The 15,369-nt window shown below is 70.5% G+C and carries 13 protein-coding genes; 4 read left to right on the forward strand and 9 right to left on the reverse strand.

Going from position 1 to position 15,369, the window contains the following annotated elements; genetic code table 11:
- On the forward strand, positions 1 to 1,467 hold the full coding sequence (locus tag Q0Z83_RS50745) for a deoxyguanosinetriphosphate triphosphohydrolase family protein (RefSeq protein WP_317790745.1): 1,467 nt from the start codon (positions 1 to 3) through the stop codon (positions 1,465 to 1,467).
- 158 nt (positions 1,468 to 1,625) lie between these two features.
- Here the strand turns inward: Q0Z83_RS50745 and Q0Z83_RS50750 are convergent, their stop codons facing one another.
- The 6 genes from Q0Z83_RS50750 to Q0Z83_RS50775 form a co-directional block, all read right to left on the reverse strand.
- Positions 1,626 to 2,348, reverse strand: a complete 723-nt coding sequence (locus Q0Z83_RS50750; RefSeq protein WP_317790746.1) for an SDR family NAD(P)-dependent oxidoreductase — start codon at positions 2,346 to 2,348, stop codon at positions 1,626 to 1,628.
- Between the two features lie 48 nt (positions 2,349 to 2,396).
- Positions 2,397 to 4,055 carry a GMC oxidoreductase gene (locus Q0Z83_RS50755; protein ID WP_317790747.1) on the reverse strand — a complete coding sequence of 553 codons (1,659 nt, stop codon included), beginning with the start codon at positions 4,053 to 4,055 and terminating at the stop codon, positions 2,397 to 2,399.
- Positions 4,056 to 4,094: 39 nt separating this feature from the next.
- Positions 4,095 to 5,693 (reverse strand): phospholipid carrier-dependent glycosyltransferase, encoded by a 1,599-nt coding sequence (locus tag Q0Z83_RS50760; RefSeq protein ID WP_317790748.1) that lies wholly within the window; start codon positions 5,691 to 5,693, stop codon positions 4,095 to 4,097.
- Positions 5,694 to 5,717: 24 nt separating this feature from the next.
- Complete coding sequence (locus tag Q0Z83_RS50765) at positions 5,718 to 6,146, reverse strand: peptidase associated/transthyretin-like domain-containing protein (RefSeq protein ID WP_317790749.1); 429 nt, start codon at positions 6,144 to 6,146, stop codon at positions 5,718 to 5,720.
- 106 nt (positions 6,147 to 6,252) lie between these two features.
- On the reverse strand, positions 6,253 to 7,122 hold the full coding sequence (locus Q0Z83_RS50770; RefSeq protein ID WP_317790750.1) for a CDP-alcohol phosphatidyltransferase family protein: 870 nt from the start codon (positions 7,120 to 7,122) through the stop codon (positions 6,253 to 6,255).
- Positions 7,123 to 7,275: 153 nt separating this feature from the next.
- Entirely contained in the window at positions 7,276 to 8,274 is a 999-nt protein-coding gene (locus tag Q0Z83_RS50775) for a fatty acid desaturase family protein (protein ID WP_317790751.1), read from the reverse strand.
- A gap of 108 nt (positions 8,275 to 8,382) precedes the next feature.
- Here Q0Z83_RS50775 and Q0Z83_RS50780 point away from each other — a divergent pair, with 108 nt between their 5' ends.
- Together Q0Z83_RS50780 and Q0Z83_RS50785 are read left to right on the forward strand one after the other, a co-directional pair.
- Positions 8,383 to 9,669 carry a sensor histidine kinase gene (locus tag Q0Z83_RS50780; protein ID WP_317790752.1) on the forward strand — a complete coding sequence of 429 codons (1,287 nt, stop codon included), beginning with the start codon at positions 8,383 to 8,385 and terminating at the stop codon, positions 9,667 to 9,669.
- Positions 9,621 to 10,259 carry a response regulator gene (locus Q0Z83_RS50785; RefSeq protein WP_317790753.1) on the forward strand — a complete coding sequence of 213 codons (639 nt, stop codon included), beginning with the start codon at positions 9,621 to 9,623 and terminating at the stop codon, positions 10,257 to 10,259. The genes Q0Z83_RS50780 and Q0Z83_RS50785 overlap by 49 nt, the downstream gene beginning before the upstream one ends.
- Before the next feature lie 3 nt (positions 10,260 to 10,262).
- On the opposite strand, the gene Q0Z83_RS50790 is transcribed toward Q0Z83_RS50785, so the two are convergent.
- The 3 genes from Q0Z83_RS50790 to Q0Z83_RS50800 form a co-directional block, all read right to left on the reverse strand.
- On the reverse strand, positions 10,263 to 11,300 hold the full coding sequence (locus Q0Z83_RS50790; RefSeq protein ID WP_317790754.1) for a WD40/YVTN/BNR-like repeat-containing protein: 1,038 nt from the start codon (positions 11,298 to 11,300) through the stop codon (positions 10,263 to 10,265).
- A gap of 18 nt (positions 11,301 to 11,318) precedes the next feature.
- Positions 11,319 to 11,504, reverse strand: coding sequence for a hypothetical protein (locus tag Q0Z83_RS50795; RefSeq protein ID WP_317790755.1), 186 nt, complete (start codon positions 11,502 to 11,504; stop codon positions 11,319 to 11,321).
- A 99-nt stretch (positions 11,505 to 11,603) separates the two neighbouring features.
- Positions 11,604 to 13,334, reverse strand: coding sequence for an alpha/beta hydrolase (locus Q0Z83_RS50800; protein ID WP_317790756.1), 1,731 nt, complete (start codon positions 13,332 to 13,334; stop codon positions 11,604 to 11,606).
- Between the two features lie 192 nt (positions 13,335 to 13,526).
- Here Q0Z83_RS50800 and Q0Z83_RS50805 point away from each other — a divergent pair, with 192 nt between their 5' ends.
- Positions 13,527 to 15,356 carry a sensor domain-containing diguanylate cyclase gene (locus Q0Z83_RS50805; protein ID WP_317790757.1) on the forward strand — a complete coding sequence of 610 codons (1,830 nt, stop codon included), beginning with the start codon at positions 13,527 to 13,529 and terminating at the stop codon, positions 15,354 to 15,356.
- Positions 15,357 to 15,369: the final 13 nt, after the last annotated feature.

The following is a 15,369-nucleotide window of genomic DNA, read 5'->3' on the forward strand; positions in this document are numbered from 1 at the left end:
ATGGACGATCCACGTGCTCAGCGCCTCTTCGGTGACAGTCTGGTAGCCCCCGGAGATCTGGCGCAGAGCCCGTTCCGGGTCGACCGGGACCGGATCGTCAGCTCACCGTTCCTGGCCCGTCTCGCCGGGGTCACTCAAGTGATCAGCCCCGGCGGGGCGGGACTGCTGGTGCACAACCGGCTCACCCACAGCCTCAAGGTGGCCCAGGTGGGCCGGGCCGTCGCCGAGCGCCTCCGGGCCGCGTCACCGGACCTGGCCGAGAAGCTCGGCGGCTGCGACCCGGACGTCGTCGAGGCCGCCGCGCTCGCCCACGACCTCGGCCACCCGCCCTTCGGACACCTGGGCGAACGGGTCCTCGACCGGCTCGCCCGGCACCGGCTCGGGCTGCCCGACGGCTTCGAGGGCAACGCCCAGTCCTACCGGATCGTCACCAGTACCGAGATCGGCGGCCAGGCCACCATCGGCCTCAACCTGACCAACGCGGTCCGCGCCGCGATTCTCAAGTACCCGTGGACCCGGCTCAACCACCCGGACCCGCACCCCCGTTTCATGGACCCGCCCCCGCGCGGCGCCGCCGTCGTCCCGGACGACCCGGACGGCGGCTCCCTCAAGTTCGGCGCCTACTCGACCGAGATCGCCGACGTCCGCGCCGCCCGGGCCCCGTTCGCCGGCCGGGTCGCCGACTGGCAGCAGACCGTCGAGGCCTCGGTGATGGACGCCGCCGACGACATCGCCTACGCCATCCACGACCTGGAGGACGTGCACCGGGTCGGTGTGCTCCAGCAGGGCCTGGTCGCCACCGAGCTGATGGCCTGGCAGCGATGGGGCAGCGAGTCCGACCTGACCCGGGCCGGCGGTGCCATCGAGTCCTTGCGCCGTCGGTTGTGCCGTAAGGAGGACTGGATCGCCGACGACGAGGCCTTCGCCGACGCCGTCGAGCTGGTCCGCGCCGAACTCGTCGACGGTCTGCTGGCCCGCCCCTTCGACGGTTCACTCGAGGCCGAGGCCCGGGTCGCCGCCTTCTCCGCCAACTGGACCCGCCGCCTGGTCGAATCGGTCGAGCTCGTCGGCCAGCCCGCCATCCGCAGCAGCCACGCCCAGCTGTTCCGCGCCCAGTGGCACGAGGTGCAGATCCTCAAGTTCGTCCAGAACCGGTTCGTCCTCGAGCGCCCCGACCTCGCCCTCCACCAGCGTGGCCAGGCCCGCCTGCTGGCCTCCCTGGTGGAGGCTCTGATCGCCTGGCTGACCGACCCGGACGAGGCCCAGCGCCTCCCGCGCCGCCTCCGCGACCTGGTCGAACTCGCCGAGACCGAACTACCGACCGGCACCCCCGACCGCCTCTCCCGGGCCCGCGGTCGAGCCGTCATCGACTTCGTGGCGGGCCTGACCGACAGCCAGGCGGTCGGCCTGATGGAGGCGCTGTCCGGTCGCTCCCGCCAGCTGTGGACCGACGCCTTCGTCCTCTGACGCGACCGCGGCTACGCCGCCCACAGAGCGCGCGAGCCCGCCGGCCACCGGATCGGCCCGGCCGGTCGCGGTGGAGGCCGGGAGTGGGCAGCCACCTCGCGGGGCGCGGCGGGGCGGCGTGGCTGCGGTTGTCGAAGGTGGGTGGCGTACCGCATCGGTCAGATCAGGAAGCCGCCGCCGGCGTGGATGTTCTGGCCGGTGATCCAGGAAGAGTCCGGGCCGGCCAGGAAGGCGATCACCGCGGCCACGTCGGCCGGGGTGCCGAGGCGCTGGAGGGCGGTGACGGCGGCGGCGCGTTCGAGGCCTTCCGGGGTGTTGACCGAGCGCAGCATGTCGGTGTCGGTGGCGCCGGGGGACACGGTGTTGACCGTGATGCGGCGGGGGCCGAGTTCGCGGGCGGCGACCTTGGTGATCTGTTCGAGGGCGGCCTTGCCTGCGCTGTAGAGGGCACCGCCCGGTGCGGGTACCGCGGTGTTGATGCTGGAGACGTTGATGATCCGGCCACCGTCCCGCAGCACCGGAACAGCCGCCTGAATGGCGAATGTCGGGAACTTGGTGTTCACCGTGATCACGTGGTCGAAATCCGCCGGGGTGATCTCGGCGATCGGCTTGGCGAAGGCGATCGCCGCGTTGTTGACCAGGATGTCCAGGCCGTCGGCGACCGGTTCGAAGATCGCCGGCAGGGTGCCGAGGTCGGCCTGATCGCAGCGGACCGCCTCCGCGCCGGTCCGTGCGGCGAGTTCCGCGGCCGCGGCCTCCGCCGAGTGATAGGTGAACACCACCCGGGCACCGTCGGCGGTCAGGCGCTCGACGACGGCCCGGCCGATGCCGCGTGATCCGCCGGTGACGAGCGCGGTCTTCCCGTGCAGAGAAAGCGTCATGTCCATCGATGTTAGGCGCGGTCGCGGGAAGAGAAGTGGGAGTGCGCGTCAGGAGGGTCGGGGGCGTGGGGCCGGGATCAGTCGGAGGGCGGCCGGGGCGTGCGCCGGGACCGCCGGGGAGCGGGGCGCCACCGGCGCGAGTCGCCGGTACGCGGCGCCGACGGCCGGGCGCGGGTCGGGTTCGCCGTGGTTGGGCCAGAGGGCGATGGCCCGTTCGGCGAGGGCGGTGATCGTCAGCGACGGGTTGACGCCGAGGTTCGCCGGGACCGCCGAGCCGTCGATGACGTGCAGCCCCGGGTACCCGTAGACCCGGTGGTAGGCGTCCACGACCCCGGTGGACGGCGAGTCTCCGATGGTGGCGCCACCCAGGATGTGCGCGGTCAGCGGGATGTTGAAGATGTCGCCGACGGTGCCGCCGGGGTATCCACCGATCCGGTCGGCGATCCGGCGGACGGCGTCATGGCCGACCGGGATCCAGGTCGGGTTGGCCGCCCCGTGCCCGAGTGAGGTGGTGAGCCGCCCGGTACGGGTCCGCCGGACCGTCAACGAGTTGTCCACCGACTGCATGACCAGGGCGATGATGGTCCGTTCACTCCACCGGCGCACCGACAGCGAGTGCCCGAGGACGACCGGATGCCGCAACGCCTGCCAGAGGAACCGGAGTGGACGAGGCACCCGCCCGCCGCCGTCGACCAGGATCGTGGACAGCAGCCCCATGGCGTTGCTGCGTGGCCCGTACCGGACGGGTTCGATGTGCGTGTCGGCGTCCGGGTGGAACGACGAGGTGATCGCGATCCCCTGGGAGAAAGGCTGTTCCGGCACGTCCTTGGTGGCCGCCCCGAGCAGCGCCTCCGAGTTGGTCCGGGTGAGCTGACCGAGCGAATCGGAGAGGGCGGGCAGCACCCCGCGGTCCTTCATGGTGTGCAGCAGCCGCTGGGTGCCGAGCGCCCCCGCGGAGAGGATGACCTGCCCGGCGGTGAAGATCCCGCGCCGGGTCTCGATCCGCCAGCCGTCGCCGGCCGGATGCAGGCGCGTGACCTCGGTGTCCGGGTGGACCGTGACCCCGGCCCGCTCGGCCAGGTAGAGGTAGTTGACGTCGAGCCGGTTCTTGGCGCCGACCTTGCAGCCGATCATGCAGTTGCCGCATTCGACACAGCCGGTGCGCTCGGGTCCGGCTCCGCCGAAGTACGGATCGGGCACGGTCTTGCCGGGCTCGCCGAAGAACACCCCGACCGGGGTACGCCGGAACGTGTGCCCGACCCCCATGTCCTCGGCGACCTGTTTGATGACGACGTCGGACGAGGTCATGGTGGGTTGTTCGACGACGCCGAGCATCCGGGACGCCTGGTCGTAGAAGGGCGCGAGTTCGGCCGCCCAGTCGGTGATCCCGGACCAGTGCGGGTCGGCGAAGAACGGCGCGGGCGGCACGTAGAGCGTGTTGGCGTAGACCAGGGAGCCACCACCGACCCCGGCCGCGGACAGCACCATGATGTCCTTGAGCAGGGTGATCCGCTGCATGCCGCGCATCCCGAGCTTCGGCGCCCAGAGGAAGTTGCGCAGGTCCCAGGAGGTCTTGGGCAGGGTGTCGGGAGTGAACCGGCGGCCGGCCTCGAGCACGCCGACCCGGTACCCCTTCTCCGCCAGCCGCAGAGCGCTGACGCTGCCACCGAAGCCGCTGCCCACGATCACGATGTCGAAGTGCGTCATCGTGTCACCTAAGCATTACCGGCGAGTAACCGACAAGGGTCAGCGGCGATAGATCCTGATCGAATGCCCGACGTCGCCTATCTCCTGGGAAGTGGCGATCATCTGTTTCAGGCGGGGGCCGGCCAGCGCCACCCGGGAGTCCGAGACGACGAGCAGGCCGCGCACCTCGTCGAGCGGAACCGAGTACGGATCCCGCGACTCGATCCCGTAGTAGGCGGGCACGCCGGAGCCCTTGTAGACCAGCCAGACCTGCTCACCGGGGTGTTCGGTGCGCAGGTACACCCCGAGCCGGGCCAGGTCCTGGCCCCAGTCGACGTTCGCGTCGTGCAGGTTGAGGTGGGTCCGCGCGGTGCCGCCGAACGCCTCATTGGAATACGGGAGATAAAACGGAAATGTCAGAAGTGAGCTGGTGGCCACCCAGAGAACGAGCAGCGCGGCGGCGACCCGGGAGGGCCGCCATCGGATCAGGGCGACCGCCCCGGCCGCGACCGCCAGGAACAGGTGCAGGTGGATCGCGTACCGGGTGCCGTAGTTGCGTGCCCCGGTCATCGTGACCAGCAGCAGCACCACCGAGACCGGCACCAGGTAGAGCAGCGCCGCCCGGAGCCGCGGCACCATCAGCATGGTGACGAGCCCGCCGATCCACAGGGCGAGCATCCCGAGCGGCGTCTTGATCAGGATCGCGACCGGCATGTAATACCACGGCGAGCCCTTGTAGGACTCGCCCAGCAGGAACCCGTTGAACAGCCGGTTCTCGAACTTGAACTGGATCAGCATGCCGTCGGTGTAGGCCTGCGGGAACGGCAGCCAGTCCACCGCGAGGCGTTTCAGCCCCTGCACGTCGGGCAGGTTGACCGGCGTGGTCCAGCGCAGCCGCGGGTCGACCACGAGATAGACGAACCACACCACGGCCACCGCGAGCACCCCGGCACCCAGCGCCGCTCCGGCGGCGAGCAGCAGACGTCGCCTCAGGTCTCCGGTCCGGGCCCGCCAGGTGGACCATCCGGCGAGCAGGACCAGCAGCGGTACGGCCGGAAGCACGCTCATGCGAGTGGCGAGGGCCGCACCGAGCGCCGCCCCGGCCACCGGAACCCAGAGAGTGGGGCGGTCCCGCGCGCGCCAGGCCGCCCAGAACGCGGTGAGCAGCAGCCCGGCGGCCGGCACGTCCAGGGTGGCCAGCGAGCCGTGCGCGATCACGTCGGGGGAGAAGCTGTACATCGCGAGGGCGATCAGCCCGCCCCACGGCCCGGCCAGGTCACGGGCGAAGAACAGCACCACCAGCCCGAAGAGCAGGGTGAGCAGGATGACCGGCAGTCGGGCCAGCAGCATCAGCTGGAACGGGTTGTTGCCGGTCTCGTAGAGCAGGTGCCGCCCGAGCCGAGTCTGGTTGCCGGCGTAGGCCGGGTCCAGGTCGGCGCCGGCGAACGCCGTGCCGGCCGCGATGATCAGCTTGCCGAGCGGCGGGTGCTCCGGGTTGTAACGCAGGCTGTGCTGCTGCCGGTAGACCTCGGCGGCGGCCACGTAGACCGGCTCGTCGATGGTCGGCGACTGCTGGATCGCGGTGGTCCACATGGCGAACGCCATCTGCCCCAGCATGACCAGCACTGCCAGGACGTAGATCAAGCGGCGTCGTGGCATCGGGCCAATCTAGCCGGGCCGAGGTCACACGCCCACTGTGCGGGTGGCCACCAGTCCACGGGCCGCGTCGCCGGTCACCGACGGTATCTCCAACGCCCACCCTCCGGTGAAACAGCCGTCCCGGCCGATGCTCATCCCGTCGAGTCGCCGCCGCTGTGTCGCGCAGTACGCCTTGGCGCACGCGTCCCCCGGCAGCGCCAACTGGGCGGTGTGCAGCACCTCGTCGCCGTCGTCGACCGAGAAGTGCACGTGCGGCCACTGCCCGGCCTGCGCCTCCGGGAACGCGCCGCCGAACGACACCCACCCGGCCGGGTCGGCGACCTGCCGGCCGGCCGCACCGTGGCCGCCGCAGTGCCAGAGACGGACCGCGCAGCCGCCCCGCGGGCGGCCCGAGTTCGCGCTCACCAGCCGCAGCTTGACGGTGAGGGGCACGCCGAGAGTGGACTCTGTCATGGCGGTCTCTTCGCCCGGCACCGGCGGACGCTGAGATCTTTTCCGGTGGCAGAAACGGAGCACCCCCGACGCTGTGCCGCCGGGGGTGCTCAGAGCCGTGGTGACCTCAGACCGAGGACGGGATGCGCTCCGACTCGTCGTGCTCCTCGAAGGCGGCCTTCGCGGCCGCCAGCTTGCCGGGGAACTGCCGGCAGGCCCGGTACAGCTTGAAGATCAGGAAGACCTCGAAAGCGAGCAGGCCGACCCCGGCGGCGATGGTGACCGGGAAGATCAGGCCGGTGATCGGGGCGATGATGAAAACCGACATCTCGTACTCGATACCGCTGAACAGGTGCGTGCGGATCCGGTTACGGCGCAGCGTCTCGCCGACCCGGCTCTTCAGCGAGCCGCCACCGGCCGGCGGCGCCGGCATCTCGTCGGCCGGCTCGCCCATGTCGGCAGCGGACTCGGCCTCACCGGCGACCGGGAGGCGGTAGGCGTTGATCTGGGTCCGCATGGCCAGCCGGACCTTCGCCATCTGGGCGCTGTTCAGGTAGCGGAACAGGTCCAGGAAGACGGCCACCGCCATCAGCCACAGGTACGCCACGTCGTCGGTCCGCACGAACTGGCCACCGAAGAGGGCCAGCGCGATGAAGAAGACCCGCACCCGGTCCAGCACGAAGTCGAGCCACTGCCCGAACATCGTGCCCGTCCCGTTCAGCCGCGCGATCTTGCCATCCATGCAGTCGACCACGAAGCTGATGTGGAACAGGACACCACCGGCGACGAGCGCCCAGCGCTCCCCGGTGGCGAAACACGCGGCCGCGCCGAATCCGAAGATCGACGCGATCAGAGTCAGTACGTTGGGCGTGATCCATCGGTACGGCGCAACCAGACGCACCAGTCGGGACGCCAGTGGGTCGACCAGAAGCACGGTCCACCACGCGTCGACCGGCTTGTAGGTCCGTTCCCGGATCTCCTGCAAGGTCACCTTCACGCGCGGCACTTTAGACCTTAATCCTCTGAAAACGCTATGTGGCCCGCCGGTGAACCAGGGTTACTACCTGGGGTGATGCCGATCAAGGCGGCCAGTAGTCGGATACTGCTCGGTAGTCACAACAACGTATCGGTCTTTGCGGTAATGACGACTCTACGCCCGGCTCCGCAGTTCCGCCCCGACGTCATGCAGATGGCGCAGCGCCTGCCGGTACGACTCGATCAGCCCGGTCATCTCGTAGGGCACCCCGATCTCGGCGCAGTAGTCGCGCACGATCGGCTGTGCCGGCCGCAGGTTCGGTGTCGGCATGGCCGGGAACAGGTGGTGCTCGATCTGGTAGTTCAGCCCGCCGAGCGCCGCGTCCACGAACCGCCCACCCCGGACGTTGCGCGAGGTCAGAACCTGTTTGCGCAGGAAGTCCTCGGTGCCGTCGGGATGCGGCATGCCCTTGTGGTTCGGTGCGAAGGTCAGGCCCAGATAGATCCCGAACAGTGCCTGGTGCACCACCAGGAACGCCACAGCCTGGACCGGCGACAGGACCAGGAGCAGCGCGGACGCGTACCCGATGAAGTGGATCGCCAGAAGTGCGGCCTCCAGGCCGCGGTTTTTGATCGTGCCGCCGGCCAGAGCGCGCACGCTGTCTCGTTTGAGGGACATCCCCAGAAGGGTGAGCAGCGGGAAGAACAGCCATGCCTGGTGCCGGACCAGGAAACCCCGGCCGCGGGCCTGCTCCCGGGACCAGACCAGCACGTCCGGGCCGACGTCCGGATCGAGGTCGTCGTGGTTCGGGTTGGCGTGGTGCTTGGTGTGCTTCTCCATCCAATAGCCGTAGGACATGCCGATCGCCAGGTTCCCGGCGATCCGGCCGGCCCGCGCGCTCGGCCGGTTGGTGCGGAACACCTGCCGGTGCGCGAGGTCGTGCGCCACCAGCGCGAACACCACCGCCAGGAACGCCGCCACGGCGAGCGTCCACCAGGAGGCGCCGACCAGGACGAAGGCGGTCCACCCACCGATCAGGGCGAGAGACACCAGGCTCAGGCGTACGGCGTAGTAGGCGGGCCGCCTCCGCAGGAGGCCGGCCGCGTTGATCCGGCGATTGAGCTCGGCGAAGTCGCTTCCGGCGGTCCGCGTCCCTGCTGCTGTCGTCGTCATGCCTCCAGCGAACCGGCTCGATGATCGCCGGTCAGGAGTGCCAGGCCACCGAACGGCGGTAGGGCTGGCCCTACCGACAACCTCGCACGCGGTGGCCAGGATGAGGGCATGGACTCGCGTGACTGGATCCGTGACGGGCTCCGCGCCGTCGCCGGCGGGCTGCTCGCCGTACCCCTCGCCATCGTGAACATCCCCTTGTTCGTGCTGTTCGTGGTGGGTCTGGTACTGACCCCGGTGCTCGGCATCGGGCTGCTGGTGCTGCCGCTGGTGACGCTGCTGATCCGGCTGCGGGCCGACGTGTCCCGCCGGCTCGCGGCCGGCCGGGGTGTGCCGATCGCCCGGCCGTACCGTCCCCGCCCGGACGGGGTGGTCTTCGGGAGCCTGCGTCACTACCAGTGGGTGATCACCGACCCGGCGACCTGGCGGGACGTCGCCTGGCTGCTCCCCGGCGCGCTGGTCGGTCTGGTGCTCGGCGTGCTGACACTGGCCCTACCGGTCTACGGGGTGGAGGGCATCGTGCTCCTCCCGCTCTGGATCTGGCTCGGCACCGGCGAGTACGGCTACGGCATGATCTGGCCGATCGAGACCCTCGGCGAGGGTTTCCTGTCCCTGCCGCAGGGCGCGCTGATCCTGTCGATCGGGGTCGCGGCCGCGCCGTACCTCCGCCACGTCGACGCTCTTTTCCACCGGCTGTTCCTCGCCCCGACCCGGGCCGCCGAGCTGCGCCTGCGGGTGAGCCAGCTGACCGTGACCCGGGCCGACACGGTCGACGCACAGGCCGCCGAGCTGCGCCGGATCGAGCGTGACCTGCACGACGGCGCCCAGGCCCGGCTGGTCGCCCTCGGCATGACGATCGGGCTGGCCGAGGAGATCGTCGACGCCGACCCGGCCACCGCTCGCAAGCTGCTGGCCGAGGCCCGGGAGAGCAGTACGGCCGCCCTGGTCGAGCTGCGCCACCTGGTTCGCGGCATCCATCCACCGGTGCTCGCCGAGCGCGGACTGGAGGGCGCGGTCCGGGCGCTGGCGATGGCCCTGCCGATGCCGGTCACGGTGACCACCGACCTGCCGGGCCGGCTGGACACGCCGGTCGAGTCGGCCGCCTATTTCGCGGTCGCCGAGGTGCTCACCAACGCGGTCCGGCACAGTGCCGCCGGCAACGGTGTCGTGGAGCTGTGGCACACCGGGCAGATCCTGGTCATGCGGGTCTCCGACGACGGCCGGGGCGGGGCCGACCCGTCCGGCGGCACCGGCCTGCGGGGTATCGAACGCCGTCTCGCCGCCTTCGATGGCACGATGAGCCTGTCCAGCCCGCCGGGTGGACCGACCGTCGTGACCATGGAGCTGCCGTGCGCGTTGTCCTCGCCGAAGACCTCGCCCTCCTCCGGGACGGGCTGACGCGTCTGCTGGAGGCGTTCGACTTCCAGGTGGTCGCGGCGGTCGACAACGGACCGTCGCTGCTGCCGGCCCTGCTGGAGCACCGGCCGGACGTGGCGGTGGTGGACGTGCGACTGCCGCCGACCTTCACCGACGAGGGGCTGCAGGCCGCGATCGAGGCCCGGCAGAAGGTGCCGGGCATGCCGGTGCTGGTGCTCTCCCAGCACGTCGAGCCGCTCTACGCCCGGGAGCTGTTGACCGACCGCGCGGGCGGGGTCGGTTACCTGCTCAAGGACCGGGTGGCGAACGTGGCCCAGTTCGTCGACGCGGTGCGCCGGGTGGCGGGCGGCGGCACCGCGATGGACCCGGAGGTCGTCTCGCAGTTGCTCGCCCGCCACTCCTCGCCGCTGTCCGGGTTGACCGCCCGGGAGCGGGACGTGCTCGAGCTGATGGCCGAGGGCCGGTCGAACGGCGCGATCGCCGCCAAGCTGTTCGTCGGCGAGAAGGCGGTGAGTAAGCACATCAGCAGCATCTTCACCAAGCTGGACCTGCCCCCCTCGGACGACGACCACCGCCGGGTCCTGGCCGTGTTGACCTATCTCAACGCCTGAGCGTCAGCTCTTCAACCTGGCGATCCGCCCGTCCCGGCCGGACGCCCAGCAGGAGCCGTCGTCGGTGCAGGCCACCGCATCGAAGCTGCCGGTGTCGAAACGCCGCCAGGTCACCCCGCCGTTCCAGGAGACGTCGCTGCCGGTCGGGCCGACGGCCAGCGCGGTACGCCCACGCCACCACGCCACTCCGGACCGGTACTCGCCGGGGACCGTCCGGGACACCGTCCAGTGCCGTCCGCCGTCCCGGGTGACCGCCGCACCATCGGGTGCGGACGTCTCCGCGGCGTAGTCACCGCCGACTGCGATGCCCTGCCCGTGACCCCGGAAGGCCAGCGAATAGATCCCGGCGCTCGGGCCGCTCGGCACCGGTGAATCGGTCACCGACCAGTTCCACCCGCCGTCGGCGGAGGAGAACACCCGGGCCGTGGCGTCGCCGCCGGTCGCGAACCAGGCCCGCCGCCCGGCCGAGACCAGGCAGGTGCCGCTGGCCGCGAAGGCGAACTCACCCGGCAGCGCGTCGGGCATGCCGCCGGTCGGCCGGGTCTGCCAGGTCCGGCCGCCGTCCCGGGTGGCCAGGATCCGGAACTTCCCACCGACCGGGTCGGACAGGGCCAGCCCGTGCCGCCGGTCGAGGAAGGTCAGACAGTCGTAGAAGGCGGCCGGATCGTCGTTGCGGAACGTCTCGGTCCAGGAGGAGCCGCCGTCCGAGGTCGAGTAGATCCGGGAGTCCGGGCCGTTGCCGATGGTCAGGGCCACCGCGTGTCGGGAGTCGAAGGCCTCGATGTCCCGGAACTGGAGGGCGGCCGCGTCGGGTGGGCCGACCGAGGCCCAGGTGCGCCCGCCGTCCACGGTCCGCAACACCGTCCCGGCCGATCCGGCCGCCCACGCGACGTTCTTCGTGACCGGAGCCAGCCCACGGAACCGTGCGGTCGAGCCGGTGTCGGTGAGCTGCCAGGACAGTCCGGGACCCGGGGTGAATCCGGTGCCGCCGGCCACGACGAGGGCGAGCACTGCGATGGACAGTTTTCGATGCAACGTCATGCCGGGGAACCTACCGTGTCAAGCGGCGGATCTCGATGGGCTCGGTATCGGGGTCGGCGTCGGTGTGTCGTTGGCCAGAAGTCGCCCGGCGAGCAGGCCGCAGCCCAGGATCAGCACCGCGGCGATCAGGGCGAGCAGCCCCTGTGTCATCGGCTGCGATCTCCGGCCCGGTAGTCGCTGGAAGTCGCTGAACGCATCACCCATCACCGGTCCCCTCTCGACGCTCCCCACCCCGATTCTCAACGGGCGGAAGGCTTCGATGGACATCACTCGTCAGGGATCAGCCGAACAACCGGCCCGGTCTCACCCGTCCAGCAGGGCGCGCAGCCGAACGCTGTCCGCCGTGGTCCAGCCGGGTGGTGGCGCCAGGGCGGCCCAGCCGTCGACGGTCTCCGATCGGTACGAATGCCCGTGCCCGGTCGGCACCTTGTTGGAGAAGACCAGGTCGCAGGTGATCTGCCAGAACGTGATGCCCGGGTACCAGTGCATGTCCGGCGTGACGTCCGGCGCCCGCTGCCCGATCAGCCACTGTGGTTTCTTCCACAGCAGGTCCCAGCTCCACCAGACCACCGGGTCGGTCGCGTTCTGCAGATAGACCACCTTCGGTCGGGGGCCGGACATGTCTCGCAGCTCGGCCGCGTCGTCGGCGAACTCCACCGGCAGCGCCGGATAGGCCGGGTCCCAGATCGGGCTGCCGGCGGCCCGGCCCTCGGTGAGCGTCCGGTGGGTCGGGTTGGCGAACGTCGGCCCCAGCAGCAGCGCCCCGTCCGCCCCGTCGACCAGGCGCTCCGGTGTCCCGAAGGTCATCTCCATCCCGTACGTCCCGAGGCTCTCGCCGAACAGCAGCAACCGCGGCCGCGTCGCGACCGGGAGCGTCACCCACCTCGCGCGCACCGCGCTGATCAGTGCGTCCGCGGCGTCGGCCACCTCGGACCGGTCACCCATGAAGGCGAAGAAGCTGGGCAGATACGAATACTGCATGGACACCAGCGCGGTGTCCCCGGCATACATGAACTCCAGCGACCGGGGGACCTTGTTGTCCACCCAGCCGGTGCCGGTCGGGGTGATCACGGCGATCACCGCCCGGTCGAAGGCGCCGGTCCGGTCCATCTCGCGGACCACCAGCTCGGCCCGCTCCGTCAGGGTGTCGGCCGAGGTGAGGCCGGCGTAGACGCGGATCGGCTCGATCGCGGGCCGCCCGGCGAACGTGGACAGCTCCTCGACCGTGGGGGTCCCGGCCACGAACGTGCGGCCCTGGCGGCCCAGCGAGTCCCACGCGACGTACGACTGCGGGCCGCCGGAGCGCAGCGTGGACGCCGGGACGGTGACGCCGCTGCCGGTCCCGCTGTTCTCCACGGCGGCCAGCCGGTCGACGGTGGTGAACAGGTTGGCGATCAGCAGACCGTCGAAGGCCGAGTAGGCCAGCACGGCCACCACCAGGGTGCCTGCGCAGTAGGCGGCGCGCTGCGGGACGACCCGGCGGAACAGCAGCGCGCAGCCGTACGTGGACAGGCGCAGGAACCGGGCGATCAGCAGCAGCAGGCCGAAGGTGAGGAGGCTGGCCCCGACGGTGCGGGCGATGTCGTACTCCGGGACGGGCTCCATCCCGAGCCGGATCCGCAGGTCACGCTGCCAGCGGGTGCCGAGCCAGAGGAAGATCACCACCATCACCGGCACCACCGCGGCCAGGGCCGCCCAGGCGATCAGCGCGGTCCGGGCGAGGAACGGCCCGTGCAGGCGGCGGGCCAGCGCCCCGGCGGCGGCGCCCAGCGCGTAACCCATCGCGGCGGTGATCCCGGCGACCACACCCTGGAGGAACCAGGCGCGCGGCAGCAGCGACGGGGTGAAGGACAGGCAGTAGAAGAGTGCGGCCAGTCCGGCGCCGGTGACGCTCAGACCGGAGCGGACGATGCGGCGCGGGCCGGGCGGTGCCGGGGGGAGCGGGTCGTCCTCGGGGGATCGGCGGGGGGAGGGAATCCGGGAGAGCAGCGCCCTCGGCCATCCGGGAGGGGACGCCACCACAGGTCTGAGCATCCGGTGCTCCGTTTCGTCGGGCCGGTCCCACACCGGGTGTGACGACATCGACCCGATGCGTTGCTTATCCATCATCGTGGTCGATCCGGTTGAGCGCCGCCTCATTTCCCTCGGGGTATTCCCTGGTTTCTTCTCCGGGGTTCATTCACTTCCGGCCTCGCCTGCCGATGACATGCGGTGAGGAGGAACTCGATGCGGCTGCGTAACTGGATCGCGGTGCTGGTCAGCGTGTTGTTGCTGGCTGGGGCCGGTGTCGCCGGCATTCTGGTGAACCGATCGACCGTGCAAGCGGTGGAGAAGGTGCACCGGACCGACACCACCGCGCTCGGCGACAACAACGCTGAGCTGACCGGTCAGCTCCAGTACTACTCCACGGTCGAGCTGGGCAAGATCGGCGCCCTGATCGCCTCGGCCGGTGCGACCACGCCCGCGCAGGCCAAGGCGGCGCTGATGGCCGCGGCGAAGAAGACCAACACCTTCCAGTACGGCCTGCTCATCACCGATGCGAACCGGAACGTGTTGCTGGCGAGCAGCGACTCGGCCCGGCCGGCCACCGACGACGTCGGCTGGCAGCGGATGTGGGCTCAGCTCGAAACCGCCGCCGGGAACACCTCCGAGACGGATGACTACGGCTTCTCCAACGTGATGCAGGTGGCCGGCGGCGACGCAGCCAAGCCCGCCTCCTATGTGGCCGCGGTGGCGGTGCCGTTCAAGCGGAACGGTGTCCTGGCCGGGTACCTGATCGGGTTGAACCACATCTCGTCGACCTCGCTACAGGGGTACATGCGAGAGCTGAAGAGCGACTACCACCGCACCACGATCGTGGACACCAGCGGCCGGGTCGGTGCGGCCAGCCTGGACGAGGTGCTCGGCACCACGGTCAACCCGGAGATCCTGAGGAGCCGGAGCGGGACCTCGGCCTTCGTCGAGTATCTCGAGGGCGAAGAGAAGATGATCGCCGTCGTGATCGACATCGATCACAGCGGGTGGTACTACGTCCGGACCCAGACCAAGGCGTCCTTCGACGGTGTGGTCTACAACCGCAGCCAGACCCTCAACCTGACGCTGCTGGCGATGCTGGTGATCGGTGTGGTCGGCATCACTCTGCTCGGCTACCGGACCCAGATCACCAGGCGCCGTGCCGACGAACGCTTCCAGGCGCTCTTCCAGCACGCCCCGGACCTGGTGTCGGTGCTCGACGGTCAGGGCCGGATCATCTTCAGCAGCCCGAGCACCACCTCGATCCTCGGGTTCCCGTCCGGCTCGCTGGCCGGGCACAGCGTCTTCGACGTGGTGCACAACGAGGACCAGCCGCAGATGCGGGAGCAGTTGTTCGCCCTGCTCGCCGACCCGGCCGGGGTGATGCGCCTGCAGTGCCGGGTGCGCACCGCGGACGGCCAGTTCCGCTGGTTCGACTTCACCGCCTCCAACCAGATGGCCAACCCGTCGCTGAACGGCGTGGTGATCAACGCCCGGGACATCTCGGAGAACCGGGCGTTCCAGGAGCGGCTGGAGCACGAGGCGCAGCACGACCCGTTGACCGGTCTGCCCAACCGGCGCCGGATGACGGACAAGCTCCACTCGACGCTGCGGGCCGACGCGGTGGCCGTGCTCTTCGTCGACCTGAACGGGTTCAAGCCGGTCAACGACCGGCACGGGCACGAGATCGGCGACGAGTTGCTGCGGCAGGTGGCCGACCGGCTCAGCGCCTGCGTGCGTACCGAGGACGTGCTGTCCCGGGTCGGTGGTGACGAGTTCGTCATCCTGATGCCCGGTACGGTCGCGCCCGACGACGCGATCGCGATGGCCGGCCGCGTACGGTACGTCCTGGAGCTGCCGTTCCGGATCGACGGGCACGAGATCGGCATCGGCGCGAGCGTCGGGGTGCACCTGGCCCCGGCCGCGACCGATCCGGATGAGGCCCTGCGCGCCGCCGACCATGCCATGTACGAGATCAAGCACTCGACCCGGATTCCGGAAGGAGTGACGGTCAGGGTGGGCCGGCACCGTGCGGCGGACTAAACTTCGTGCACAC

Origin of the sequence: Actinoplanes sichuanensis (assembly GCF_033097365.1) — a bacterium.
GTDB classification, from domain to species: domain Bacteria; phylum Actinomycetota; class Actinomycetes; order Mycobacteriales; family Micromonosporaceae; genus Actinoplanes; species Actinoplanes sichuanensis.

Bases quoted from the DNA above. Each gene is read 5' to 3' on its own strand.
- Q0Z83_RS50745 (WP_317790745.1), top strand. From the start codon at position 1: ATGGACGATCCACGTGCTCAGCGCCTCTTCGGTGACAGTCTGGTAGCC.
- Q0Z83_RS50750 (WP_317790746.1), bottom strand. From the start codon at position 2,348: ATGACGCTTTCTCTGCACGGGAAGACCGCGCTCGTCACCGGCGGATCA.
- Q0Z83_RS50755 (WP_317790747.1), bottom strand. From the start codon at position 4,055: ATGACGCACTTCGACATCGTGATCGTGGGCAGCGGCTTCGGTGGCAGC.
- Q0Z83_RS50760 (WP_317790748.1), bottom strand. From the start codon at position 5,693: ATGCCACGACGCCGCTTGATCTACGTCCTGGCAGTGCTGGTCATGCTG.
- Q0Z83_RS50765 (WP_317790749.1), bottom strand. From the start codon at position 6,146: ATGACAGAGTCCACTCTCGGCGTGCCCCTCACCGTCAAGCTGCGGCTG.
- Q0Z83_RS50775 (WP_317790751.1), bottom strand. From the start codon at position 8,274: ATGACGACGACAGCAGCAGGGACGCGGACCGCCGGAAGCGACTTCGCC.
- Q0Z83_RS50780 (WP_317790752.1), top strand. From the start codon at position 8,383: ATGGACTCGCGTGACTGGATCCGTGACGGGCTCCGCGCCGTCGCCGGC.
- Q0Z83_RS50790 (WP_317790754.1), bottom strand. From the start codon at position 11,300: ATGACGTTGCATCGAAAACTGTCCATCGCAGTGCTCGCCCTCGTCGTG.
- Q0Z83_RS50795 (WP_317790755.1), bottom strand. From the start codon at position 11,504: ATGGGTGATGCGTTCAGCGACTTCCAGCGACTACCGGGCCGGAGATCG.
- Q0Z83_RS50800 (WP_317790756.1), bottom strand. From the start codon at position 13,334: ATGCTCAGACCTGTGGTGGCGTCCCCTCCCGGATGGCCGAGGGCGCTG.
- Q0Z83_RS50805 (WP_317790757.1), top strand. From the start codon at position 13,527: ATGCGGCTGCGTAACTGGATCGCGGTGCTGGTCAGCGTGTTGTTGCTG.